General features: G+C 43.5%; 17 protein-coding genes, 2 tRNA genes, 1 rRNA gene and 1 other annotated feature. Of the genes, 8 read left to right on the top strand and 12 right to left on the bottom strand.

Features of this window, described 5'->3' with window-relative positions:
• Positions 1-87 precede the first annotated feature (87 nt).
• The 6 genes from OCU50_RS02660 to rluD form a co-directional block, all read right to left on the bottom strand.
• Positions 88-163 (bottom strand) — tRNA-Ala (locus tag OCU50_RS02660).
• Between the two features lie 14 nt (positions 164-177).
• Positions 178-254 (bottom strand) — tRNA-Ile (locus tag OCU50_RS02655).
• Between the two features lie 67 nt (positions 255-321).
• Positions 322-1,874 (bottom strand): 16S ribosomal RNA (locus OCU50_RS02650).
• Between the two features lie 667 nt (positions 1,875-2,541).
• Positions 2,542-5,115 (bottom strand): ATP-dependent chaperone ClpB, encoded by a 2,574-nt coding sequence (gene clpB, locus OCU50_RS02645; RefSeq protein ID WP_060467230.1) that lies wholly within the window; start codon positions 5,113-5,115, stop codon positions 2,542-2,544.
• Between the two features lie 142 nt (positions 5,116-5,257).
• Entirely contained in the window at positions 5,258-5,998 is a 741-nt protein-coding gene (pgeF, locus tag OCU50_RS02640; protein ID WP_060467229.1) for a peptidoglycan editing factor PgeF, read from the bottom strand.
• Between the two features lie 2 nt (positions 5,999-6,000).
• Positions 6,001-6,975: a 23S rRNA pseudouridine(1911/1915/1917) synthase RluD gene (rluD, locus tag OCU50_RS02635; RefSeq protein WP_017056156.1), complete on the bottom strand. Its 975-nt coding sequence runs from the start codon at positions 6,973-6,975 to the stop codon at positions 6,001-6,003.
• 137 nt (positions 6,976-7,112) lie between these two features.
• On the opposite strand from rluD, the gene OCU50_RS02630 reads away from it, so the two are divergent.
• The 5 genes from OCU50_RS02630 (at position 7,113) to yjjX (ending at position 13,277) form a co-directional block, all read left to right on the top strand.
• Complete coding sequence (locus OCU50_RS02630; RefSeq protein WP_060467228.1) at positions 7,113-7,841, top strand: outer membrane protein assembly factor BamD; 729 nt, start codon at positions 7,113-7,115, stop codon at positions 7,839-7,841.
• Positions 7,842-8,308: 467 nt separating this feature from the next.
• Positions 8,309-8,644: a ribosome hibernation-promoting factor, HPF/YfiA family gene (hpf, locus tag OCU50_RS02625; protein ID WP_060467227.1), complete on the top strand. Its 336-nt coding sequence runs from the start codon at positions 8,309-8,311 to the stop codon at positions 8,642-8,644.
• 110 nt (positions 8,645-8,754) lie between these two features.
• Positions 8,755-8,876 (top strand) — a sequence feature (Phe leader region).
• A 12-nt stretch (positions 8,877-8,888) separates the two neighbouring features.
• Positions 8,889-10,064, top strand: a complete 1,176-nt coding sequence (gene pheA, locus OCU50_RS02620; protein ID WP_060467226.1) for a prephenate dehydratase — start codon at positions 8,889-8,891, stop codon at positions 10,062-10,064.
• Between the two features lie 347 nt (positions 10,065-10,411).
• The gene (locus OCU50_RS02615) at positions 10,412-12,790 is read left to right on the top strand and encodes a bifunctional diguanylate cyclase/phosphodiesterase (RefSeq protein WP_060467225.1); all 2,379 of its coding nucleotides are present in this window, start codon (positions 10,412-10,414) and stop codon (positions 12,788-12,790) included.
• On the top strand, positions 12,753-13,277 hold the full coding sequence (yjjX, locus tag OCU50_RS02610; protein WP_060467224.1) for an inosine/xanthosine triphosphatase: 525 nt from the start codon (positions 12,753-12,755) through the stop codon (positions 13,275-13,277). Before OCU50_RS02615 ends, yjjX begins: the two co-directional genes overlap by 38 nt.
• 116 nt (positions 13,278-13,393) lie before the next feature.
• On the opposite strand, the gene trpR is transcribed toward yjjX, so the two are convergent.
• Positions 13,394-13,687: a trp operon repressor gene (trpR, locus tag OCU50_RS02605; protein ID WP_060467223.1), complete on the bottom strand. Its 294-nt coding sequence runs from the start codon at positions 13,685-13,687 to the stop codon at positions 13,394-13,396.
• A gap of 171 nt (positions 13,688-13,858) precedes the next feature.
• Positions 13,859-15,808, bottom strand: coding sequence for a transglycosylase SLT domain-containing protein (locus OCU50_RS02600; RefSeq protein ID WP_060467222.1), 1,950 nt, complete (start codon positions 15,806-15,808; stop codon positions 13,859-13,861).
• 263 nt (positions 15,809-16,071) lie between these two features.
• Here OCU50_RS02600 and ettA point away from each other — a divergent pair, with 263 nt between their 5' ends.
• The 3 genes from ettA to OCU50_RS02585 all read left to right on the top strand — a co-directional run bounded on the left by ettA (position 16,072) and on the right by OCU50_RS02585 (position 19,258).
• Positions 16,072-17,739, top strand: a complete 1,668-nt coding sequence (gene ettA / locus OCU50_RS02595; RefSeq protein ID WP_017629779.1) for an energy-dependent translational throttle protein EttA — start codon at positions 16,072-16,074, stop codon at positions 17,737-17,739.
• Between the two features lie 90 nt (positions 17,740-17,829).
• Positions 17,830-18,198, top strand: a complete 369-nt coding sequence (locus OCU50_RS02590; protein WP_060467221.1) for a PilZ domain-containing protein — start codon at positions 17,830-17,832, stop codon at positions 18,196-18,198.
• A 49-nt stretch (positions 18,199-18,247) separates the two neighbouring features.
• Positions 18,248-19,258, top strand: coding sequence for a M23 family metallopeptidase (locus OCU50_RS02585; RefSeq protein WP_060467220.1), 1,011 nt, complete (start codon positions 18,248-18,250; stop codon positions 19,256-19,258).
• A 156-nt stretch (positions 19,259-19,414) separates the two neighbouring features.
• Here OCU50_RS02585 and tyrA read toward each other — a convergent pair whose 3' ends face one another.
• The 4 genes from tyrA to OCU50_RS02565 all read right to left on the bottom strand — a co-directional run bounded on the left by tyrA (position 19,415) and on the right by OCU50_RS02565 (position 23,829).
• The gene (gene tyrA, locus OCU50_RS02580) at positions 19,415-20,542 is read right to left on the bottom strand and encodes a bifunctional chorismate mutase/prephenate dehydrogenase (RefSeq protein WP_060467219.1); all 1,128 of its coding nucleotides are present in this window, start codon (positions 20,540-20,542) and stop codon (positions 19,415-19,417) included.
• Between the two features lie 117 nt (positions 20,543-20,659).
• Positions 20,660-21,733: a 3-deoxy-7-phosphoheptulonate synthase gene (locus OCU50_RS02575; protein WP_060467218.1), complete on the bottom strand. Its 1,074-nt coding sequence runs from the start codon at positions 21,731-21,733 to the stop codon at positions 20,660-20,662.
• Between the two features lie 246 nt (positions 21,734-21,979).
• Positions 21,980-22,969 carry a beta-N-acetylhexosaminidase gene (gene nagZ / locus OCU50_RS02570; protein ID WP_060467217.1) on the bottom strand — a complete coding sequence of 330 codons (990 nt, stop codon included), beginning with the start codon at positions 22,967-22,969 and terminating at the stop codon, positions 21,980-21,982.
• A gap of 11 nt (positions 22,970-22,980) precedes the next feature.
• Complete coding sequence (locus OCU50_RS02565) at positions 22,981-23,829, bottom strand: MurR/RpiR family transcriptional regulator (protein ID WP_060467216.1); 849 nt, start codon at positions 23,827-23,829, stop codon at positions 22,981-22,983.
• Positions 23,830-23,897: the final 68 nt, after the last annotated feature.

Below are 23,897 nucleotides of genomic sequence, written 5' to 3'. Positions count from 1 at the left end.
CTTTCCAAATTGTTAAAGAGCTTGATTCAACTTCTATTAAAAGAAGGGAACCATTTTTAAAGATTCTTAGGGAAAAACCCTTAAAGATGGTGGAGCTATGCGGGATCGAACCGCAGACCTCCTGCGTGCAAGGCAGGCGCTCTCCCAGCTGAGCTATAGCCCCATCTCGGTCGATATTGGTGGGTCTGAGTGGACTTGAACCACCGACCTCCCGCTTATCAGGCGAGCGCTCTAACCAGCTGAGCTACAGACCCAATATCGTCTCTTAACTTTTCTAAACCTAATCAATCTGTGTGGACACTCATCGTGACTATCTTCGTATAAGGAGGTGATCCAGCCCCAGGTTCCCCTAGGGCTACCTTGTTACGACTTCACCCCAGTCATGAACCACAAAGTGGTAAGCGTCCTCCCGAAGGTTAGACTACCTACTTCTTTTGCAGCCCACTCCCATGGTGTGACGGGCGGTGTGTACAAGGCCCGGGAACGTATTCACCGTGACATTCTGATTCACGATTACTAGCGATTCCGACTTCATGGAGTCGAGTTGCAGACTCCAATCCGGACTACGACGCACTTTTTGGGATTCGCTTACCATCGCTGGCTCGCTGCCCTCTGTATGCGCCATTGTAGCACGTGTGTAGCCCTACTCGTAAGGGCCATGATGACTTGACGTCGTCCCCACCTTCCTCCGGTTTATCACCGGCAGTCTCCCTGGAGTTCCCGACATTACTCGCTGGCAAACAAGGATAAGGGTTGCGCTCGTTGCGGGACTTAACCCAACATTTCACAACACGAGCTGACGACAGCCATGCAGCACCTGTCTCAGAGCTCCCGAAGGCACTCCTGCGTCTCCGCTGGATTCTCTGGATGTCAAGAGTAGGTAAGGTTCTTCGCGTTGCATCGAATTAAACCACATGCTCCACCGCTTGTGCGGGCCCCCGTCAATTCATTTGAGTTTTAATCTTGCGACCGTACTCCCCAGGCGGTCTACTTAACGCGTTAGCTCCGAAAGCCACGGCTCAAGGCCACAACCTCCAAGTAGACATCGTTTACGGCGTGGACTACCAGGGTATCTAATCCTGTTTGCTCCCCACGCTTTCGCATCTGAGTGTCAGTATCTGTCCAGGGGGCCGCCTTCGCCACTGGTATTCCTTCAGATCTCTACGCATTTCACCGCTACACCTGAAATTCTACCCCCCTCTACAGTACTCTAGTTCACCAGTTTCAAATGCAGTTCCGAGGTTGAGCCCCGGGCTTTCACATCTGACTTAATGAACCACCTGCATGCGCTTTACGCCCAGTAATTCCGATTAACGCTCGCACCCTCCGTATTACCGCGGCTGCTGGCACGGAGTTAGCCGGTGCTTCTTCTGTTGCTAACGTCAAGAGATAACGCTATTAACGTTACCCCCTTCCTCACAACTGAAAGTACTTTACAACCCGAAGGCCTTCTTCATACACGCGGCATGGCTGCATCAGGCTTGCGCCCATTGTGCAATATTCCCCACTGCTGCCTCCCGTAGGAGTCTGGACCGTGTCTCAGTTCCAGTGTGGCTGATCATCCTCTCAGACCAGCTAGGGATCGTCGCCTTGGTGAGCCATTACCTCACCAACTAGCTAATCCCACCTAGGCATATCTTGACGCGAGAGGCCCGAAGGTCCCCCTCTTTGGCCCGTAGGCATCATGCGGTATTAGCCATCGTTTCCAATGGTTATCCCCCACATCAAGGCAATTTCCTAGGCATTACTCACCCGTCCGCCGCTCGACGCCCATTAACGCACCCGAAGGATTGTTAGTGTCGTTTCCGCTCGACTTGCATGTGTTAGGCCTGCCGCCAGCGTTCAATCTGAGCCATGATCAAACTCTTCAATTTAAAGTTTTGATTACCTAAATTAATAGGTGTGACTCAACGAATACTGACTTCAAAACTAATATTTACCGCTCTTTCGAAAAAGAACAGAAACATGTAATTCTAAAGCTATTATCCCTCTCTTCTTAAATAAATAGGAACAGAAAGATAATGAATTGACTGTGCTCTTTTTGGTATTCACTTTAAAAAGTAAAATCAAACAGCTCAAGGCTGTACCAAATTGAATTGGTCACTCAGTTCATTGAAATCAATTTGTTACCGAAGTAACTGTTTTATCTAACGATAAAACGTTTTGATATTCATCAACGAGTGCCCACACAGATTGATAGGTTTAAATTGTTAAAGAGCTTTACTTATTTAAGATTCCTTTTAGTAAGGAGCCTCTCATAAGTGGACGGTCATTCTAGCGAATTGGATTTCAGTGTCAAACACTTTTTCACTAGTTTTTTAAAGCACTTTAAATGCTTATTACCATCTTGTTAGTCAATTGAAACCACTTGGTTTCCCTTGGCAACGGAGGCGCATTATAAAGAGAATAATCCTTTGCACAAGGCCAAAAACGAAAAAAATCCGCTATAGGTGACCGTTCGAACATTATTCAAGCAAATCACCCCAAATAGGTACGATTAGGCCATAGTTTCGACAATCGTACCTATTGTTAGTAGTTAAATTATTGGTGCACGATAATTCTACCGTTGTTTACTAATAGCTGTACTTTCTTATCTGGGTTTATTTTGCCAGCAAGTATCGCTTTCGCTAACGGGTTCTCAACACTTTGTTGGATTGCTCGTTTCAAAGGCCTTGCACCATAAACAGGATCGAAGCCAGTTTGAGCAATAAACTTCAACGCTTTGTCTGAAACTTCAAGTTCATACCCACTGCCTTCCATACGCTTACTTAAATGTTCAAGCTGAATAGAAGCAATTGATTGAATGTGTTCTTGATCTAATGGATGGAATACAACACTTTCATCAACACGGTTCAAAAACTCAGGTCGGAAATGTTTCCCTACCACTTCCATCACTTCATTTTTTATTCCTTGGTAATCCAGCGTATTGAAATTCTCCTGAATACGAGCAGAACCAAGATTAGATGTCATGATGACTACCGTGTTCCTAAAATCTACAGTACGACCTTGACCATCGGTTAAGCGCCCATCATCAAGAACCTGCAATAAAATGTTGAAAACATCTGGGTGAGCTTTCTCAACTTCATCCAACAAAATTACCGAATACGGCTTACGACGTACCGCTTCTGTTAGATACCCACCCTCTTCATACCCAACATAACCCGGAGGTGCACCGACTAAACGAGCAACCGAGTGCTTCTCCATGAACTCAGACATATCGATACGTACCATGGCATCTTCACTATCAAACATGAAGTTCGCTAATGTTTTACACAGTTCTGTTTTACCCACCCCTGTAGGACCAAGAAATAAGAAAGAACCAATGGGCTTGTTCGGATCAGACAAACCCGCACGGCTACGGCGAATGGCGTTCGACACCACTTCGACGGCTTCGGCTTGGCCTATAACTCGCTTATGCAAAGCACTTTCCATTTTAAGAAGCTTGTCTTTCTCAGCCTCTAGCATTTTGGACACCGGGATACCCGTTTGTTTCGACAGCACTACGGCGATTTCAGCATCAGTGACTTTATTACGAAGCAATGTCATTTCTTGCATTTCAGCTTGAGTCGCTAGATCCAGTTGTTTCTCTAATTCAGGAATACGGCCATATTGAAGCTCTGACATACGATTAAGGTCACCAGCACGTCTTGCAAAGTCCATATCCATACGAGCTTGTTCTAGCTCTGACTTAATATGTTGCGTACCCGATAAGGCCGCTTTATCCGCATTCCATACTTCTTCAAGCTCTGCGAAGTCTCGCTCTTTATCGGTCAACTCAGTTTGCAATGTACGGAGCCGCTTTTCACTAGCTTCATCGTTTTCGTTGGTTAAAGCTTGTTGTTCGATCTTCAGTTGAATGATTTTCCGCTCTAATTTATCCAATGACTCAGGTTTTGAATCGATCTGCATGCGAATACTTGAAGCCGCTTCATCAATTAAATCAATGGCCTTATCTGGTAACTGACGATCCGATACGTACCGATGAGATAGAGTCGCCGCAGCAACAATAGCAGGATCAGTAATCTCTACGTGGTGGTGAAGCTCATAACGCTCTTTTAAACCTCTTAGGATAGCTACGGTATCCTCGACCGTTGGCTCATCGACCAGTATTTTTTGGAATCGACGCTCTAATGCAGGGTCTTTCTCTATATACTTGCGATATTCATCAAGTGTTGTTGCGCCGACACAATGAAGTTCACCACGAGCTAATGCTGGTTTTAGCATATTACCGGCATCCATAGAGCCTTCGCCTTTACCCGCGCCCACCATAGTATGAATTTCATCAATGAAGAGGATGATATTGCCCTCTTCTTTGGATAACTCATTAAGAACCGATTTCAAGCGCTCTTCGAACTCACCACGATATTTGGCTCCGGCAATCAAAGATCCCATATCTAATGAAAGTACTCGTCGACCTCTTAACCCTTCAGGCACCTCATTATTGATAATACGCTGCGCCAAACCTTCTACGATTGCGGTTTTGCCCACACCAGGTTCACCGATAATAACTGGATTATTTTTAGTACGACGTTGCAAAACTTGAATAGTACGGCGAATTTCATCGTCTCGACCGATCACAGGATCTAGTTTGCCTTGCTCTGCTCTTTCAGTCAGATCAATGGTGAACTTCTCTAGTGCTTGGCGTCTATCTTCCGCATTTGGGTCATCAACTTTTTGACCACCTCGAACTTGCTCGATAGCTTGAGATAACTTTTGTTCAGTAAGACCTAGCTCTTTAAGTAAGTTACCTAAAGGGCCTTTGTCTTCAATGGCTGCAAGCAAGAAAACTTCCGAAGAGATGTAGCTGTCTTGACGCTTTTGCGCGACCTTGTCACATAGGTTGAATAGCGTTCCCATTGAATTGGAGAGCTGAACATCGCCACCGATACCACTTACTTTCGGCACACGATCTAACATTTCGCTCAATTTCGAACGTAACTGAACAACATCAACATTCAACATAGTTAACAGTGGACGAATCGCACTACTATCTTGATTTAGCAATGACACCATTAGGTGTACGGGTTCTATATATTGATGATCACGACCTAATGCGAGTGACTGAGCATCAGATATCGCAATTTGAAATTTACTAGTGAATCGATCGAGACGCATATCAACCTTCTTACTCTTAGAGATATTGATCTTATGACTAAAAGATGGATACGAGAGCGAGGGTTTTCAAGGGATAAGAATGAAGAATAGAGCTTATATGAAAATATAAATGAGCTGGGTGGCCTTTTGCGGTCGCTAGAGGTTACTCTAACCAAATAAAAGTAGCCTGACGCCCAGTAATACCATCTCGACGATAAGAATAGAAAGCATCTGAATCAGCGTATGTACACAGATTCGAATCTGTCACTGAAGTCACGCCAGCTTTATGTAATCGTTGAGTCGCGAGTTGAGACATGTTTGCTAACCACTTGCCAGGTTCAGATTTGGCTTTAAATGCTAATTTCGCTTGAGGGTCAAAACGAACAAAAGCGTCCAATACATCGTTACCTACCTCAAACACATCCTCACCAATAGCAGGACCAAGCCAAGCGATAACTTGGTTAGCCTTATCAATACTTGAGAACTTTGCGACTGCATTTTCAAGAATACCACCAGCAAGACCACGCCAACCTGCATGAACCGCAGCAACTTGCGTACCGTTAGTATCAGTGAGGATAACCGGTAAACAATCGGCCGTCATCGCAGAGCATACAACACCTTTTGCAGTGGTAAATGCACCATCAGCATCGATAATATCTGTCGTCGGTTCTAAAACCGTAACGACATCTGTTGAGTGAGTTTGATTTAACCATATCGGTGAAGCAGGCATGTTAGCTTGTTGCTTGAGCCATACTCTATTGTTTTCAACAAATGAAGCATCATCCCCAACATGTGTACCTAAGTTTAAACCTTGATACGCATCGCTAGAAAAACCACCAACACGCGTCGAAGCAAACGCTTTGACGTTTTGGGGGGCATTCCAGTTAGGGATGATCATCGACATGATTAAATGTCGTCTTCTAAGTTTTCGCGAGCATCAACACGTAACGCTTCAGCCATCACGACCATGTCATTTGGCACAGGAGCGTGAAATTCAACTTCTTCACCTGTAATAGGGTGAACAAATTTAAGCATAACGGCGTGTAGTGCTTGGCGGTCAAAAGAACGAATCATTGTCGTTAGTTCTTCAGATGCACCTTTTGGAATACGAGCACGACCACCGTATGCAACATCACCTAGCAGCGGGTGCTGAAGGTATGACATATGAACACGGATTTGGTGAGTACGACCCGTTTCTAGACGTAAGCGAATACGAGTATGCTCACGGAAGTGTTCTGCAACACGATAGTGAGTTACCGCAGGCTTTCCTAATTCGTTCACGTCCATTAATGTACGCTTAGTTGCATGACGGCTAATGCCCTTCTCTACTACACCACCAGCGGTCATTTTACCAATTGCAATGGCTTCATATTCACGAGTGATACGACGCTTAGCAAGAGCACGCACTAAACGAGTTTGAGCTGGAACCGTTTTAGCCACGACCATAAGGCCAGTGGTGTCTTTATCAAGACGGTGCACAATACCCGCACGAGGTACTTCTGCGATCTGAGGATAATGGAAAAGCAATGCGTTTAGTATGGTTCCATCCGGCGTGCCTGCTCCCGGGTGTACAACCAGATCGCGAGGTTTATTGATCACCAATAAGTCATCATCTTCATAAACAATGTCTAAAGGAATATCTTGTGCTTCCCAGCGCTCTTCATCTGCAAGTTCAGCTTGCAAGATGATCTCCTCACCACCTAAAACCTTAACACGTGGCTTAGTGATAACTTCACCATCCACTTGGATTTTGCCATCAAGAAGCCACTCTTTAATACGAGAGCGAGAAAAATCGGTAAATAGTTCAGCGACAGCTTGGTCTAAACGTTGACCTAACTGGCTGCTTTTTACTGTGTCTGTTAATGTGATCTGCTGAGCCATATCGAACTTTTTTAAAAACCGTGAGACTAATACCCATTAGTATGGATAAAATAGAATAATTGCATCATTGTATCTGTTACTGGTTAGAAAGTAACGGAAGCTTACGAAATATTTAATTCAAGGAATCGACGCCTGACATGAAACACCTTACTTTATCGGGTCTATTAGCCGTATCACTCTTGGTTGGTTGTTCAAGTAGTGAAGAGATAGTGCCAGATGTACCACCATCGGTTCTCTACTCTGACGCTCAAGAGTCACTGCAGAGCGGTAGCTGGCTTTCTGCAATCGAAAAGCTAGAAGCCTTAGACTCTCGCTATCCCTTCGGCGCCTATTCCGAGCAAGTACAGCTCGATCTGATTTACGCGTACTACAAAAATGATGACTTGGCACTCGGACTTGCCACCATCTCACGATTCCTACGCTTAAACCCAACTCATGAAAAACAAGATTGGGTTCTTTACATGCGCGGCTTAACGCACATGGCGCAAGATCGAAATTTCATGCACGATATTTTTAATATCGATCGAAGTGACCGAGATCCAGAACCAGTGAAGCTTGCCTTTGCTGATTTCAAGCGATTGCTCGAACGCTTCCCTAGCAGCCCTTATGCTGAAGATTCACAAAAACGCATGTTTGCACTTAAAAACCGCCTAGCGGAATATGACCTAGCAACGGCTGATTTCTACCTAAGGCGTGAAGCGTGGATTGCAGCAGTAAACCGCACACAAGAGCTACAAAAGACTTACCCAGATACCATTGCAGCCCGTAAGTCTTTAGAAATACAGCTAAAAGCTTATAAAAAAATTGGTCTAGAAGATGCGGTAGCAAGAACAGAGAAATTAATTGAGCTAAACCCACTACCTTAATCAATTAATTATATAAATTTAAAAAGCGCACCTATTTGTCATCCTGAGACGATTAGCCAGCGTCCTGTCACAGAGCTTACTAATCACAGTACCGACAGGCGAGGCTTAGAAAACACAAAAGCCGCACAAGTTTCTTGTGCGGCTTTTGCTTACTAAATTCAGGGGCTTCTTTGTTGTGATTTAAGTCATAAAGATCGGTTGAGAAAGCTTTCACCAAACACTTTCAAAAAGCGATAAAACGCCCCTAAAAACCGTATAAATTTTTAGCGCAACCTCGTTTCCAAGTTATCGTTTTTCATAGGGATAACAAGTATTTTCCAACAAAAAGACACCAAGACTTGCGTGAGATCACATTTGATTTTAATGCTCATTTCACCCAACAAAAACAAGATCTACATCACATTCTTTATTCCTAAAAGACGTAATCTGAAGTTAACCCATGAGGGATACAACAGAGGAAAACTTCTATGAAAATAAATATCACTGGTAAAAATATCGACATTACCTCTGCAATCCGTGATCACATAGAAAGCAAATTTAAGAAGCTGGATAAATGGCAAGTAGACATCATTGGCTGCCAAGCGAGCTTTAGTGAAGAACCAAACAAGAAGAAAAAATTTGAAGCCGTTCTAACGGTGCCAAAAGGCCAACTTGTTGCTTCATCAATTCATGACGACCTCTACGTAGCTATCAACGAAGTAGAACAAAAATTAGAGCGTCAACTCAATAAGCTGCGCCATAAACCTGAAGCACGCCGCGCTGAAAAGCCTGAAATCGAAGAGCTAGAAGCTGAAGTAGAATAAGGAAAGATAACAGATTAAAAAATAGCGCCTCAGGGCGCTATTTTTTTGCTTGACGCTCGTTGCTCGCTTGCTTATTGTGTTTAAACATTCATAAAACAATCACTTTTTATGCACACTCAATCTTTGTTTATTTTTGACTTCTTTTTTCTTCCGTAAATCGGAGGCTAGGTCGTTTTAGAAAAACAAGTCAAAAACGAACAAGAAGCCTCCCACATTAGGGAGGCTTTTTTATAAGGACACATTTATGACTGACTGCTCAATTTCACTGGATGATATCCGCCTTCGCCTAAATGATTTAGACGACGAACTACTGAAATTACTTTCAGAACGACGCAAGCTAAGTATCGAAGTAGCGAAAAGCAAAGTAGAAACATCAAAGCCTGTTCGAGACGCAGTACGAGAGCAACAACTATTAGTAAAGCTGATCAACAACGGTAAAAATAAATACGAATTAGACGCGCAGTACATCACTAAGCTATTCCACACTATCATCGAAGATTCCGTGTTGCTGCAACAGTCATACTTGCAAAATCTTGCGAACCCACAAAGTCGTAAGCCACTCGCTCGTGTTGCGTTCTTAGGTTCTAAAGGATCATACTCTCACCTGGCAAGCCGTGAATATTTTAGCCGAAAAAATATGGAGTTAATTGAGCTAAACTGTAATCATTTCAAAGAGGTAGCATCAACTGTAGAATCAGGTCACGCCGACTACGGTGTACTGCCTATCGAGAACACCAGCTCTGGTTCAATTAACGAAGTCTATGATCTACTGCAACACACGACGCTTTACATCGTTGGTGAGCTTTCCCAACCAATCGAACACTGCCTAGTGGCGAAGAGTGATATTCGTTTGGAAGACATCAAAACACTCTATTCGCACCCACAGCCCCATCAGCAATGCAGCGAATTTTTAAGTCGTCTTAAAGGGGTGAACCTCGAGTCATGCGCAAGCACCGCTGATGCAATGAAAAAAGTAAAAGAGCTAGATGGCGATGATGTTGCCGCTATTGGTAATGCATCTAGCGGAAAGCTTTACGGCCTACAAGCAATCCAAGGCAATATTGCAAACCAAACTGAAAACCATACTCGTTTCATCGTAGTAGCTCGTAAACCTGTTGAAGTGTCGACTCAAATCCCTGCAAAAACGACACTGATCATGTCGACCTCTCAAGAGGCAGGTTCTTTAGTCGAAACACTACTGATTTTACAGCGCTTAGGTATCAATATGACGAAACTGGAGTCTCGTCCTATCATGGGTAACCCGTGGGAAGAGATGTTCTATGTGGATTTAGAAGCACACCTGGATTCAGATAAGATGCAACAAGCAATAACCGAACTGACAGCCATTACTCGTCACTTGAAAGTATTGGGTTGTTACCCAAGTGAAAACATCAAAGCGACTCAGGTTAAGTTATCGTAAGCATTCATCTACGAGTAGTAGGCGGAGTATTTCGCCTACTGTAGGTCAATAAATAAAATAAGCTCGCTGCTAACGCAATAACTGAACATATTGGGCGAAAGACAGAAGTGATATTTCGTTATATATCAATTATTTATTCGTTAGTAGGCTGTTCTCAGGCCTGCAGCCCCCCCTCACCTCGCAAATCTTGCTATCCAATTACGCCTTTCATTCATGACATCGCTAACAATAGAACAAAAATCTAATTCCCTTCACAGGAATGCATCGAACTACGTTTAATTAATAGCGAGTGAACATTAAGTAACATAAACTCAAGCGCTGAATTATAAATAGTGTTGTCATTAACTATGAAGCTAAGTACTAAAATATTACTACTGATAGCCCCTGTGATCCTGATCAGTGCCGCTGCTTCTAGCTATATTATTTATTCAACTCAGAAAAACAGCTTCATCAAACGTGAAAACAACGTTCTACAGCTCAACATGGAGAAGTTAGCCGGGCATTTTCGACAATCTCGGTCATTTCTGCATAGCTACGCTTATACCTTGACCCAAAGTGACATGGTGAAGCGTTACTTTCTCACGGAACAAAATTTATCTCGCGATCTTAAACTGGTCAATAACCTTAAAGAAGCCATATATTTCTTACAAGATGGCGATGAAAGTTATACTGGATTAGCGATACTCGATAGCGATCGTAAACTCAGTTATTACGCTGACAATAGTGACGACTATTTAGCCCAAATTGATGCAAATATATTGGAGTTCGTTGATCAACATTATCAAGATACCTTAGAGACATCGAGTACCAACTATATACAAAACTCTCAAGGGGAGGGAATGTTGGTCCACTATGAAATGCTAGATAATGAAATGGCCTCCCCAACCACAAGTCATCAATTCAACGATGTGTTCTTTGTTGTCGCATCCGTCTCTCTCGACAAATTTACTGCGTTGAGAAAACAAATAGAATTCGACTATCAAACAAGCCTGTTCTTTACACCAGTTGCAGTTTCTCTAGAAAATGGGGTCACCCATTCAGTAAAACTCGCACCTGAACTATATGCCACAGTAGATCCTGCACAGTTTCTATTAGAGAACAAGCTTAACTCCATTTGGAACAAGCTAAGTTTGTCATTTGCACTATCGGCATTTATCACTGTCGTTTTACTGCTGATACTCTTGTCTCGCAATGTTATTACTCCGATAACACGACTCGATCGACAGTTACAACAAGTAGAAAAAAAGCAGCGCAAGAACATTGAACGCTTGGGCACTCGCGATGAGCTTGGCCGCCTATCACAGCGTTTTTATGACATGTACCAAGAGCTAGATAATACCTACCAACAAACCAAGCTTTTAGCAGAGAATGATCAATTAACCCAAATAGCGAACAGACATCAGTTCCAAACCTTTGTTCAGCAATCTCTTCCGAAACCAAGCTCCAACACCGAAACTTGGGTACTCTATTTCGACTTGGACAACTTCAAGTTTGTAAACGACAAATACGGACATCAAATCGGTGACTCGATACTGGTCTGTTTTGCCAAGCGTATCTCCGATATTTGTACCCACTATAAAACAGAGTTCGAGGCTCATTGTATGCCCGCACGACTCTCAGGAGACGAATTTGTAGTGTACATTAACGCTCCAGCTCACAGAGGAAACATCGCCCATAGGTTTTCTGATGACTTACTGACTCCACTGCAAAAAGGCTTTGTTACTCAGTCTGGGAGCTTTCCAATTACGGTCAGTATCGGCATTGCAACGTATCCTAACGATGGTTACTCAATCGAAAAGTTACTCTCCAATGCTGATACCGCTATGTATCAAGCCAAACGTGCAGGCAAAAACCAATTTGCTGACTATTCACGAGATTTAGACAAAGTGATTCAACGCCAAGCAAATATTGAACGCGCACTCAGGGACAAAAACTTTGATGATGAATTTAAGCTCGTTTATATGCCCTATATGGATTCAACAGGAAGCCATATTATTGGCGTTGAAGTCTTACTACGTTGGCATTCAAAGCAGCTTGGTCTAGTTCCGCCCGATGAATTCATTCCTATTGCCGAGCAAACAGGGTTATTTGAGATGGTTGATTGCTGGGTGATACAGAATGCCTTTGCTTCTTTTCATCGACTTCAGGCTCAATTTACCCATTCAATTCAACTGTCGATTAACTTATCTTCAGCCGGGATTGAAACCACACACCTTGCTGACTTCATTGATGAACAGGCTAAAATGAATACTATTCCGCCAAGCTTGATTGATTTTGAAATCACGGAAACCTTTTATTCAAATTCGCAAGGCTTCCCTCTGCTCAACGAGCTGTCTAGGATGGGCTACCGATTAGCGATTGATGACTTTGGCTCTGGTTACACCTCTATCACTCAACTGGTGCAGTACCCAACTCAGAAAATCAAGTTGGATAAAGCATTTTTGGATACCTTGATTAAGACCGATAATCAAAACATCGTGAAACCGATTATCGGGCTGTGCCATGCTCAAGGCAAAAAGGTAACAGCCGAAGGTATAGAAACAAAAGATATGCATCAGTGGTTGCAAGAAGCACAATGCGATATGCTGCAAGGCTATTACTTTGGTAAACCCATGCCACTAGAAGAACTGCATGAGTGGTACCGACAGCATCAACTCAATCTAATCAACAATAGTAAGAATCCAACACATGAAATCCGTCGTCATTGCATCACTGAACCCAGCTAAAGTTAACGCTGTTAAAAGCGCGTTCTTGTCTGCTTTTCCTAATACTGAATTCGAATTCATCGGTGTTAGCGTACCCAGCGGGGTTGCTGAACAACCCATGAGCAATGATGAAACCTATCAAGGTGCAGTGAACCGCGTGCACAACGCTATTCAAGCGCAGTCGGATGCGGACTTTTATGTTGGTCTAGAAGCTGGAATAGAAGACAGTGTTACCTTTGCATGGATGGTGATTGAAGCGAATGGTCAGCGTGGAGAGTCACGCTCGGCAAGTCTGATGCTGCCACCAGCGGTACTTGAGAAGCTAGAACATGCAAACGAGTTAGGCGATGTAATGGATGAAGTCTTCGGTACAGACAACATCAAGCAAAAAGGTGGGGCGATTGGTCTGCTGACACACAACCAACTCTCGCGCAGCTCGGTATATCATCAGGCTTTGATCTTAGCATTGATCCCATTTGTAAACCCTGAACATTTCCCCGATAACTAGTCATACGAACAACCTTCATTACAACCTCAAGAAGTCAAACAGTGCTATATAGAAACAACAAACGCTAACATTTCGTTAGCGTTTGTTGTTAGATTCGAACTGACATTATTCAGTATTTACTTCAGCAATAGTTCGGCAATAGCGGCTTTCTCTTGTCCAGATTTGGCTTTTAACTCATTCGAGCCTCTTGTGATAGTCGCCACACCGACTCCAAGCATTTGACTCACTTGACGCTGAGACATCTCCCCTTTCATAAGTTCACAAAGGATGTTTACTCGAGCAACCAAAGCATCGCGTTCGTCAGAGGTCATCATCATGGTCAACAACAACTCATGCTGATCTTTTTCAGCCGCTATTTTTACCAAGTCCATTAGTTGTTGCCAATTATCATATTCAGGTTTTGATGTCATATCTCTACACTTACTTTAAAATTATGACTTTAAGTATTCGCTTAATGATTAAAAGCGTTCAACACTTTATACCTAAACACTTGATGTAATCCAATGTAAAAAAGCAGTAAGTGCAAATGGTTCGCACTCACTGCTTTCGATACCACTCAATTTAGGACAAAGCACCGAGTATTAGTATTTCGTTTTTACCTCATGAGGAGCCAAGAATTCCCCCTTCACTCCTAAGATATCTCGGTAATAAGCTTCAAACATCAAGATGTTTTGGACGTAACCACGAGTCTCTTTAAAAGGGATCATTTCAATAAAGGCATACGCATCGAGCTTTTCGTCACTGCGCGAACGCCACTGCCTCACTCGGCTCGGTCCGGCATTGTAAGCAGCCAAAGCAAAAATACGGTTGTTGTCGTATTGAGAAAGTAAACCATCTAAATAGTGACTACCAATCTCAATGTTCTTGCCAACATCATAAAGATCATCGCTACCCTGATACTTAATTTGATGCTTGTTAGCCGTGTATTGAGCCGTTTTCGGCATGATTTGCATGATACCACGCGCCCCAACAGGAGAGCGTGCCTCTGAGTCCAGAGCGCTCTCTTGTCTCGATAAAGCCATTAAAGTGATGGGATCAATATCGTGCTTTTCGGCGTAGAAATTAAACCACCATTTATGGGCAACAGGGAAACGCAGAATAAGGTTATCCCACATCTTCGCTGCAATACTCGCCGTTACTGTTAAGTGATTCCAACGCTGTGTCGCGGCATGGGCAGCAAACATCGCCTTATGCTCTTTGTCCGCATTGGTTAATAACCAACGCCATTCACTCTTCGCTGCCGCAATTTTATCTCGGTCAATCAACTCACCAATACGAACCAAAGAGGTGTCGAACGGCTTCATCATCTCAGCATTGTATTTGAGTACTGATGTCGGATATTGAACGGGCTTACCTAACTGTTTAGCCGCCGCGACACTGTAAAAATTACGCCTACCTAAAATACCGGCTAGTCGCTTATTGCCTTTGGCAGTATCACCTAACGCTATCTCAGTTCTACCCAGCCAATATTGCCAGCGAAGCGAAGCTTGATGTTTATCATCCAAGCGTGCTATCCACTCTTGTAAACCAGTCCAATCTGCATGCTGAATCGCTAAACGAGCACGTCGTTCAAGCAACACTTGTTTTGATGAACTCACGAGTATTTTGTCTCGCCACGCCATCAACTCTTCAGAATCCGTATTAATCAAACGAAATGCTAGGTAATCGGCAAGCTCTTGAGATTTTTCTTTCGAGAACTTCTGAGCCTTGATGACCTCATCAAACACCTCCTGAGCACTGCTTGCTGACTTCCTTGCCAATTTCTCGAAACCAAACTCGGTTTGAGCTTGGTAAAATTCATTCTCAGGGTGCTTTTTAGCGAAAGCGAGGACATCCTCGGGTTTGTTGTACAACGCCTTCATCTGTTTCGCTTGGGCAATTGACTCATCACTATCTAATTGCTTAATTAGATAAGTCATCAATTTACCGCTGCGACCTTCGAACGCTAACAACATCCTTTCTAGTATCAGCTCATCCGTTCTTAAACCGGCTTGATCCCAGCTCTCAAACAGAGGATCACAGGCGTCATCAACACCACTACCACTTAACCAAAGTTGCTTAGCCCCTTTAAAAGCAAGCTCTTGATTGCCTTGTTCGTAATGCGCTCGGTAATAGATACATTGGTATTTTTCACCAACAGGTTCTTTAGTTTGAAACTCAAGGATGGTCTTCCACTGTTTTTGAAAAGCCAATGAATCCAAATAAGGTGCGCGCATACGATTAGAAAATGGCAGTGCTTTATTCTGTTCAATAAAAGCATCCACCTCAGCCGGTGTACGCTCTCCTAAGCCAATAAGAAAAGCTCGATAATCGGTATAAGGCGTTAAAGGATATGTTTGAATCTTGTTACGTAGCGCGGAATAGGCTTTTAGATCATGGTTGTCTAAAACCTCTTGCGCTCTATCATAAACATCACGCTGCATTTCAAGCTCGGATGCATTGCTCGCTAAAGCCATCGGAGCCAGTGAAAATGAAGACAAAACTGCCGATGCAACCACAGCAATTTTCGTATTACCAATTCGGAAAAACATTCGCTCTTTCCTTAGTGCGTGTATGAATACGTGAAATCTATTTACGCCCGACCTCACATCAAATGTAAAGGATTTGAGTGTAAATATTATTAATATTTAACACTTCACCTCAGAAGATCATTAAATATAGTTTTAATGACCAATGTGACAATAATAGGTAAGGATTCCTTCAAGAGTGCCTTTTCTGCCCTAGGAGTAACATCTTTGGGGATATTGGTATAAAATAGCAGACAATTTTGAACAATAATTAGGATCGATCGGCAATGGCTGAATACGTATATACCATGTCTCGGGTGAGCAAAACGGTTCCACCTAAGCGTCAAATTCTTAAAGACATTTCTCTTAGCTTTTTTCCTGGCGCTAAAATCGGTGTTTTGGGTCTAAATGGTTCAGGTAAATCTACCCTACTACGTATCATGGCTGGTATTGATACTGATATTGATGGTGAAGCTCGTGCACAGCAAGGTCTTAAAGTCGGTTACCTACCGCAAGAACCTGTACTAGACGAATCAAAAACAGTGCGTGAGATCGTAGAAGAAGCGGTTTCTGACGTTGCTGACGCACTTAAGCGTATCGACGCAGTTTACGCAGCTTACGCAGAACCAGATGCAGACTTCGATGCACTTGCTAAAGAGCAAGGCGAACTAGAAGCACTGATTCAAGCAAAAGACGGCCACAACCTAGAAACCGCTCTAGAGCGTGCAGCTGACGCACTTCGTCTTCCTGAGTGGGATGCGAAAATTGAATTCCTATCAGGTGGTGAGCGTCGTCGTGTTGCTATTTGTCGTCTACTTCTTGAGAAGCCAGACATGCTGCTTCTTGATGAACCAACCAACCACTTGGATGCAGAATCAGTAGCATGGCTTGAGCACTTCCTCGTTGATTACAGTGGCACTGTTGTGGCAATTACCCACGACCGTTACTTCCTAGACAACGCAGCTGGCTGGATCCTAGAGCTTGACCGTGGTGAAGGTATCCCATGGGAAGGCAACTACACATCTTGGCTAGAACAGAAAGACGAGCGTCTTAAACAAGAAAAAGCGGGCGAAAGCGCACGTCAAAAGACAATCGAGAAAGAACTTGAATGGGTTCGTCAAAACCCTAAAGGCCGTCAAGCTAAGTCTAAAGCTCGTATGGCTCGTTTTGAAGAACTGACTACTGGTCAATATCAGAAGCGTAACGAAACTAACGAACTGTTCATCCCGCCGGGTGAGCGTCTAGGTGACAAAGTTCTTGAAGTGAACAACCTGACTAAATCGTTTGGTGATCGCGTTCTTATCGACGATCTATCATTCAGCATGCCTAAAGGCGCTATCGTCGGTATCGTTGGTGCCAACGGTGCAGGTAAATCAACACTATTCAAGATGCTAAGCGGTGCAGAACAGCCAGATTCAGGTACAGTTGAACTTGGTGAAACCGTTAAGCTTGCTTCTGTTGATCAGTTCCGTGACAGCATGGACGACACCAAGACAGTATTCCAAGAGATCTCTGAAGGCGCTGATATCATTAAGATCAACAACTTCGAAATCCCTGCGCGTGCATACTGCTCTCGTTTCAACTTTAAAGGCAACGACCAACAGAAAATCATCGGTGAGCTTTCTGGTGGTGAACGTAACCGTGTTCACTTAGCGAAACTGCTAAAAGCAGGCGGTAACGTACTGCTACTCGATGAACCAACCAACGACCTTGACGTTGAAACGCTACGTGCTCTTGAAGAAGCACTGCTTGAGTTCCCTGGTTGTGCAATGGTTATCTCGCATGACCGTTGGTTCCTTGACCGTATTGCAACCCATATCTTAGACTACCGTGATGAAGGTCAAGTTAACTTCTACGAAGGTAACTACACTGAGTACACTGAGTGGCTAAAACAGACTCTGGGCGCTCAAGCGGCGGAACCACACCGCATCAAGTACAAGCGTATATCTAAGTAAATTAGCTTGTATTCTGAACAAAGGCCGCGATAATAGCGGCCTTTGATATATCTGAATTACGTATTACACATTGATATAGAGATATTCGTTATGATAGAAAGACGTCAGTTTTCACGAGTTGTTTATCAAGTCCCAGTAAAATTGTCACAAGGACAAGTAAACATATCTGGCTCAATACAAGACTTATCTCTTCATGGCCTACTCATTCAATGTAATGAATTACAACAACTCAGCGACAATATTCCTGTTCAGGTCAGCTTTACGCTGACAAGCAGTGATATCAATATTCAGTTAGAAGCAACGATAGTCTCTACCATCAATACCTCAATGCGTTTACGCATAGAGCATTTAGATATTGATAGTATCAGTCACCTTAAGCGCCTTGTGGAACTTAATGTTGGCGATGATGAATTGCTTTATAGAGAGATTAAACACCTTACCGACTTAGGTTGTGAATAAGATCTCAGTTACCTTTTTTCTATTAAAAGCATCTAATTAGTACAGAACCATGTCTAAAAAAGTTTCCATTACTATTCCCTCTAGTCAGGGGGAACAGACGTTTTACTTCGGCCGAAAAGCCGTGCTCATGTGCACCACTGCGATTTTTTCAGTACCGCTATTAATTGGCGGAGCGGCATACATGCACTTCGAGAGTAAACAAGAACTCGCACAGCAAGCGGGTGATGCCCAACAGTTGATTGAAACGCTGATTGTTGAAAAAGAACAAACCGAGTTTCTTTATGCTGAACAAGTTGATACCAATCATTCTCTATCGCAAACATTGACAGAGAAAGAAGGCACGATTCAACTGCTTGGTAAGCGTGTATTTGACGTTGAATCGGTACTTGGCCTTGCTGACGAAGAACTACTGACCGATGATGTCTCTTTAGAAGACAGAATTGATGCCGCTGCCGTCGATTCAGCAGTAAGAGCCACCATGTTCCGTTTGATTCCAAACGACAGCCCTATGGCTTATCAACGTATCTCTTCTTCTTATGGTCGCCGTACTAACCCTATTACAGGTAAACGCCACGTTCATACAGGCATCGACCTGACGTGTAAGCGTGGTGAAGACATCTTAGCACCCGCAGATGGTGTCATTGAAACGGTTCGCCCAAGTAACAAAGGCTTCGGTAACTTCATAACCATGCGCCACTCATTTGGTTTCATGAGTTCTTATGCTCACCTGCAGAAATTCAAAGTACGTAGCGGGCAATTTGTGAGCAAAGGTGATGTGATCGCAAGCTGTGGTAACTCCGGTAGCTCAACCGGTCCACATTTACATTATGAAGTACGCTTCCTAGGTCGCTCACTGAACCCTCAATATCTGATGGATTGGACGCCTGAAAACTTCAATTACGTTTTTGAAAAAGAAAATAAAGTGAAGTGGGGCCCGCTGGTTCAGTTGATTGATAATGTGGTTCGCTTGCAGATCAACCTGACAAACGTACCTTACATCAGTTCGACCATCGACACCGTGTCGAGTGAAGATATTAAAAAGCCTATCGCGACTAACTAGTTATTAACCATTAGTTATTAGTTATTAGGGCAAGTTGGTTTGGCCTATGATGATCTAATTCCTTTTAGCCTACTGTAGGCCAAATGCTTTAGAGTCATTCAACACAAACAAAAAGAGCGACCAAATGATCGCTCTTTTTTATTATTCAAACCGTAATTAGCCACGATGAATCGAGTCATGTGCTTGCTTTAACAGGCTTTGGCTCTCTTGCAAGAATTGTTGAGAGTAATCACCAAACCACTCGCTCACTTGGTTAAAGCTATCAACAAACTTAGCTTTATCTTTGCCATCTAAAATTTCTAACGCTTCACCGAAACGACGGTGAAAGCGTCGAATCATTTCAATATTCTCGTCCGAAGAAAGAATAATATCACCGTACAGGTTCGGATCTTGAGCAAACAGACGACCGACCATCGCAATCTCTAGACGGTAGATTGGCGAGCTTAACTTCAGAAGTTGGTCAATGTTCGGGTTCTCTTTACTCAGGTGTAAACCGTAAGCAAAAGAGGTGAAGTGACGCAGTGCTTGAATCAATGTCATGCCGTGGTCATGCTCAGCGGCGTCCATTTGGCAAAGGCTCGCGCCCCAGATACCAAATTGATTCAGTAACCATTGGTAGCTTTCAGAGCCACGCCCATCGCTGTAAACAATCACTTGCTTGGCAAGGCTTGGAACATCAGGGCCAAACATTGGATGTAATCCAACCACAGGGCCTTGGTGGATGTTCATCATTGCTTGCAGAGGCTTTGATTTAATCGACGTTAAATCACAAAGAATACAATCGCTTGGTAAGTTACCCAGTTTTGCAATTACACCTTCCGTTAGGTGAATTGGGACGGTAACAACCACAAGCCCTGCGTTATCTAAAATCTCGTCGGCTCTATCCCAATCTTGGCTGCCAAGGATTTTCACTTCGTAGCCAGAAAGCTTAAACATACGGCCAAACAAGCCACCAAGTTGACCATTACCACCAACGATAACCACTGAACGTAACTCTGGGTTAAGACACTTAAAACCAGAATCTTTTTCGCTGGCATAAGACTCACGCATAGTACGACGTAAAATATCTTCGATTAGCTGTGGCGGAACCCCTATTTTCTCGGCTTCTTGACGACGAGATGCCAGCATTGCTGCTTCACGCTCTGGCACATAAATAGGTAAACCATGTTCACTTTTTACTTCACCAACTTTCTCTACTAGAGCCAACCGCTGAGCCAGTAAATCCAGCATTTGTTTATCGACAGCATCGATTTGGTCGCGTAATTCGTTCAGTTCAACGGCCATTTTATTCCTTACTAATCTATAAACCCGTACTAATCTATAAGCCCGCACTGACGCAGGTTCGTTAGCAACAGATCTTAAAATACCCCATTAGATGAGGCACTTAAATATAAACTCTGACTAACCTTTCAAACGGTTCTCTAAGAACGGGACTAATTCCGTATGTGCATGCTTCAATAGTGCCTCAGTTGAATCCCAATTGATACACGCGTCGGTTATAGATACGCCGTATTTCATCTCATTGAGAGGTATATCCGAAGATTGATTTCCTTCGTTAATATGACTTTCAATCATAAGGCCGATAATCGACTTGTTGCCTTCACGAATTTGGTGAATCACATCTTCAGCAACTAGGGGTTGGCGACGGAAATCTTTGCGAGAGTTCGCGTGGCTGCAGTCAACCATCAGTGCCGCATCTAAGCCTGACTTACCAAGTTCTTGTTCACATTCATGTACTGACACTGAATCGTAATTCGTCTGCTTACCGCCACGTAAAATAACGTGACCATTTGGGTTACCTTGCGTTGTTAGTAGTGCAACTTGACCTTCGCGGCTGATCCCCATGAAGCGATGGCTAGAAGACGCCGCCTGCATTGCATTGATTGCTGTGCCTAGGTTGCCATCGGTACCGTTTTTAAAACCGATTGGCATTGAAAGACCACTTGCCATCTCACGGTGAGTTTGTGATTCAGTGGTACGCGCGCCGATGGCTGCCCAGCTGAACGTGTCTGCTAGGTATTGCGGGCTGATTGGGTCTAATGCTTCTGTTGCTAGTGGAATTTCCATCTCAGCAAGTTCAACCAGTAGCTCACGACCAACATGCAGACCATGCTCAATATCAAAAGTACCATCTAGATGAGGGTCATTGATCAAGCCTTTCCAGCCAACGGTAGTACGAGGCTTTTCAAAGTAAACACGCATTACAATATACAGTTGATCACTCAGTTCTTCAGAAAGTGCTTTTAGGCGTTTCGCGTACTCTTTCGCCGCTTCAATGTCATGGATAGAACATGGGCCACATACAACAAGCATGCGATGATCTTTCTTATGAATAATGTTTGCGATAGTTTGACGAGACTCTTGAATGAAACGACGAGCATTATCACTCAAAGGCAGTTTTGCTTTTAACTCTTCAGGAGTAATCAGTACCTGTTCGTCGATGATATTGACATTGCTTAATTCACTTTTCTGCATAACCCAACCTGTATATTTATTTTTACACCCAACATTTCCATTTGGGCTAACAATCTTTAAAAACACAATAACAGCTAAAAAAACGATTTCAAGTGTACATTTAAAAAAACATTAGCTGTAAATTTAAATTTACACTCTTACTTTAGCTTGTTCAGAGTAATAAAAAGACCTAAACCACGCCTCGCACATACAAAAAAGGCGATATTTCTCATATCGCCCTATCTAAATTTATTATGTGTTTATTTATCACTCACTGCCGAGCATTCGCTTGATCGTCTCTGAGGTCTCTTTCCACCTAGCATCTGAGTGAAGGGTCGGTAAATCAAAACTGTATTTTTTAAGCAATGAGGTGGCTAAAGGCACCTCTTGAATCGCTAAGTGATCGAGAGCTTCAATTTGTGCCTCTCGTTTATTACACATCAACACCATGTCGCAACCCGCATTCAAGGCAGCCTTTGCTCTGTCGGCAGGCCCACCCATAATGGCAGCCCCTTCCATGGTTAAGTCGTCAGAAAAAACTAAACCTTTGAACCCAAGCTGCTGCTTCAATACTTTCTGCAGCCAATACTGAGAGCCACTTGCTGGCTGATCATCGTAATGAGAGAAAACCACGTGTGCAGGCATCATGGCATCCAATATTCCCGCTTCAATCTGCGCCTTGAAGATCGCCATGTCGGTTTCAAAGATGTCGTCTCTTGGATCATAAGGCGTTTCAAGGTGTGAGTCAGCAATCACGCCACCGTGTCCTGGGAAGTGCTTGCCTGTTGTTGACATGCCAACCGATTTCATGCCCTTAATAAAAGCGCTGCTGTGGCGAACGATAGTGTCGATATCTTCACCAAATGCTCGGCTACCAATCGCTTTACAGTCGTGACCTTTGTCTAAAACAGGCGCAAAGCTAAGATCGATATCATGGGCAGTCAATTCCGCTGCCATCAACCAACCCGCTTGTTCTGCTAATTGTTCGCCATTGTTTTTGGTCGCAAACTCTTGAGCTGCTGGGATAATTGAAAAGCCGTCACGGAAGCGTTGTACTCGTCCTCCCTCTTGGTCAACACCAATCAAAATAGGACGTTTCGCAACTTTACGGATCTCTTTGTTTAACGCCGATAGTTGCTTACTATCGTGGTAGTTTCGAGCAAATAAGATGAGACCACCAACGGTTGGATGCTCTAAAATTTCTCTGTCTTCAGCGGTCAGTTCGTAGCCTGCAACATCAACCCACAACGGTCCCATAACATTTCCTTCTATTGCTTAAATTCCGCTACTGCAGATTTACTTTGTTCAATTAATTGGTCGGCTTGCTCTTCTTGCTGAGTTAACGCTATGAACAACAAGTCAGTAATAAAAAGCTGACTATCTCGAGCTGTAATCGATGAACTGCGAATATGATTTTCGTCAGCTGCCGAGATAAGTTTGATGTCCGCATATTTGTCTAAAGCAGAAGGAGATAATTGACTAATCACAATCACCTTGACCTTTTTCGACCTCGCCAGCTGCGCAACCTTCACCACTTCTCTGGTTTCTCCCGAGTAGGAAATCGCAACCAAGACATCATTTTCAGAGAGAGAAGCGGTATTAGCAATCTGAATATGGGCATCTTGCTCTGCATTTGCGGCATGACCTATTTTCATCAGTTTATAAGCGAAGTCTTTGGCGACTAGAGACGATGCACCCACTCCTGAGATTTGTACCTTATTAGCAAGGTGCAGTAAATCAGCGGCATTGCTCAGCTGTTCGCCTTCATTTAATAACACGGTACGCTCAAGCGATTGTGTTTTACTTGCAAGAAGTTTGTCCATCACGGTATCAGGCGGATCTTTTCTGGTGATCGTGCCATGAATCCCGCGTTGTGACACTGGCTGATAGGTCATGTCACTCTGGTAGAGCTTCATCTTCATCTCAGAAAACCCTTTGTAACCGAGTTTCTGACTAAACTTTACGATCGTCGACTGGCTCACGCCTACCGCTTTGGCCAACTCAGGAGAGGAGAGTTGCTTAACTTGTTGTGGATGATCCAGTACGTAACGAGCCACCAGCGAATCTGATGGAGAGAGTTTTGGTAATAACGCTTTAACTTTCGCAATGCCTTTCATTAAACGCTCTTCCCCTTCCCTATGACCGAATCTCGTTATCATAACGAGTTTTGTATTTTAATTGGAAT

Origin of the sequence: Vibrio toranzoniae (assembly GCF_024347655.1) — a bacterium.
Classification (GTDB): Bacteria; Pseudomonadota; Gammaproteobacteria; order Enterobacterales; family Vibrionaceae; genus Vibrio; species Vibrio toranzoniae.
This window is presented reverse-complemented; position numbering and strand designations above follow the sequence as displayed.

What these genes read in the sequence shown, in the direction of transcription:
- clpB (WP_060467230.1), bottom strand. Translation starts at nt 5,115, where the DNA reads ATGCGTCTCGATCGATTCACTAGTAAATTTCAAATTGCGATATCTGAT.
- pgeF (WP_060467229.1), bottom strand. Translation starts at nt 5,998, where the DNA reads ATGTCGATGATCATCCCTAACTGGAATGCCCCCCAAAACGTCAAAGCG.
- rluD (WP_017056156.1), bottom strand. Translation starts at nt 6,975, where the DNA reads ATGGCTCAGCAGATCACATTAACAGACACAGTAAAAAGCAGCCAGTTA.
- OCU50_RS02630 (WP_060467228.1), top strand. Translation starts at nt 7,113, where the DNA reads ATGAAACACCTTACTTTATCGGGTCTATTAGCCGTATCACTCTTGGTT.
- hpf (WP_060467227.1), top strand. Translation starts at nt 8,309, where the DNA reads ATGAAAATAAATATCACTGGTAAAAATATCGACATTACCTCTGCAATC.
- pheA (WP_060467226.1), top strand. Translation starts at nt 8,889, where the DNA reads ATGACTGACTGCTCAATTTCACTGGATGATATCCGCCTTCGCCTAAAT.
- OCU50_RS02615 (WP_060467225.1), top strand. Translation starts at nt 10,412, where the DNA reads ATGAAGCTAAGTACTAAAATATTACTACTGATAGCCCCTGTGATCCTG.
- yjjX (WP_060467224.1), top strand. Translation starts at nt 12,753, where the DNA reads ATGAAATCCGTCGTCATTGCATCACTGAACCCAGCTAAAGTTAACGCT.
- trpR (WP_060467223.1), bottom strand. Translation starts at nt 13,687, where the DNA reads ATGACATCAAAACCTGAATATGATAATTGGCAACAACTAATGGACTTG.
- OCU50_RS02600 (WP_060467222.1), bottom strand. Translation starts at nt 15,808, where the DNA reads ATGTTTTTCCGAATTGGTAATACGAAAATTGCTGTGGTTGCATCGGCA.
- ettA (WP_017629779.1), top strand. Translation starts at nt 16,072, where the DNA reads ATGGCTGAATACGTATATACCATGTCTCGGGTGAGCAAAACGGTTCCA.
- OCU50_RS02590 (WP_060467221.1), top strand. Translation starts at nt 17,830, where the DNA reads ATGATAGAAAGACGTCAGTTTTCACGAGTTGTTTATCAAGTCCCAGTA.
- OCU50_RS02585 (WP_060467220.1), top strand. Translation starts at nt 18,248, where the DNA reads ATGTCTAAAAAAGTTTCCATTACTATTCCCTCTAGTCAGGGGGAACAG.
- tyrA (WP_060467219.1), bottom strand. Translation starts at nt 20,542, where the DNA reads ATGGCCGTTGAACTGAACGAATTACGCGACCAAATCGATGCTGTCGAT.
- OCU50_RS02575 (WP_060467218.1), bottom strand. Translation starts at nt 21,733, where the DNA reads ATGCAGAAAAGTGAATTAAGCAATGTCAATATCATCGACGAACAGGTA.
- nagZ (WP_060467217.1), bottom strand. Translation starts at nt 22,969, where the DNA reads ATGGGACCGTTGTGGGTTGATGTTGCAGGCTACGAACTGACCGCTGAA.
- OCU50_RS02565 (WP_060467216.1), bottom strand. Translation starts at nt 23,829, where the DNA reads ATGAAAGGCATTGCGAAAGTTAAAGCGTTATTACCAAAACTCTCTCCA.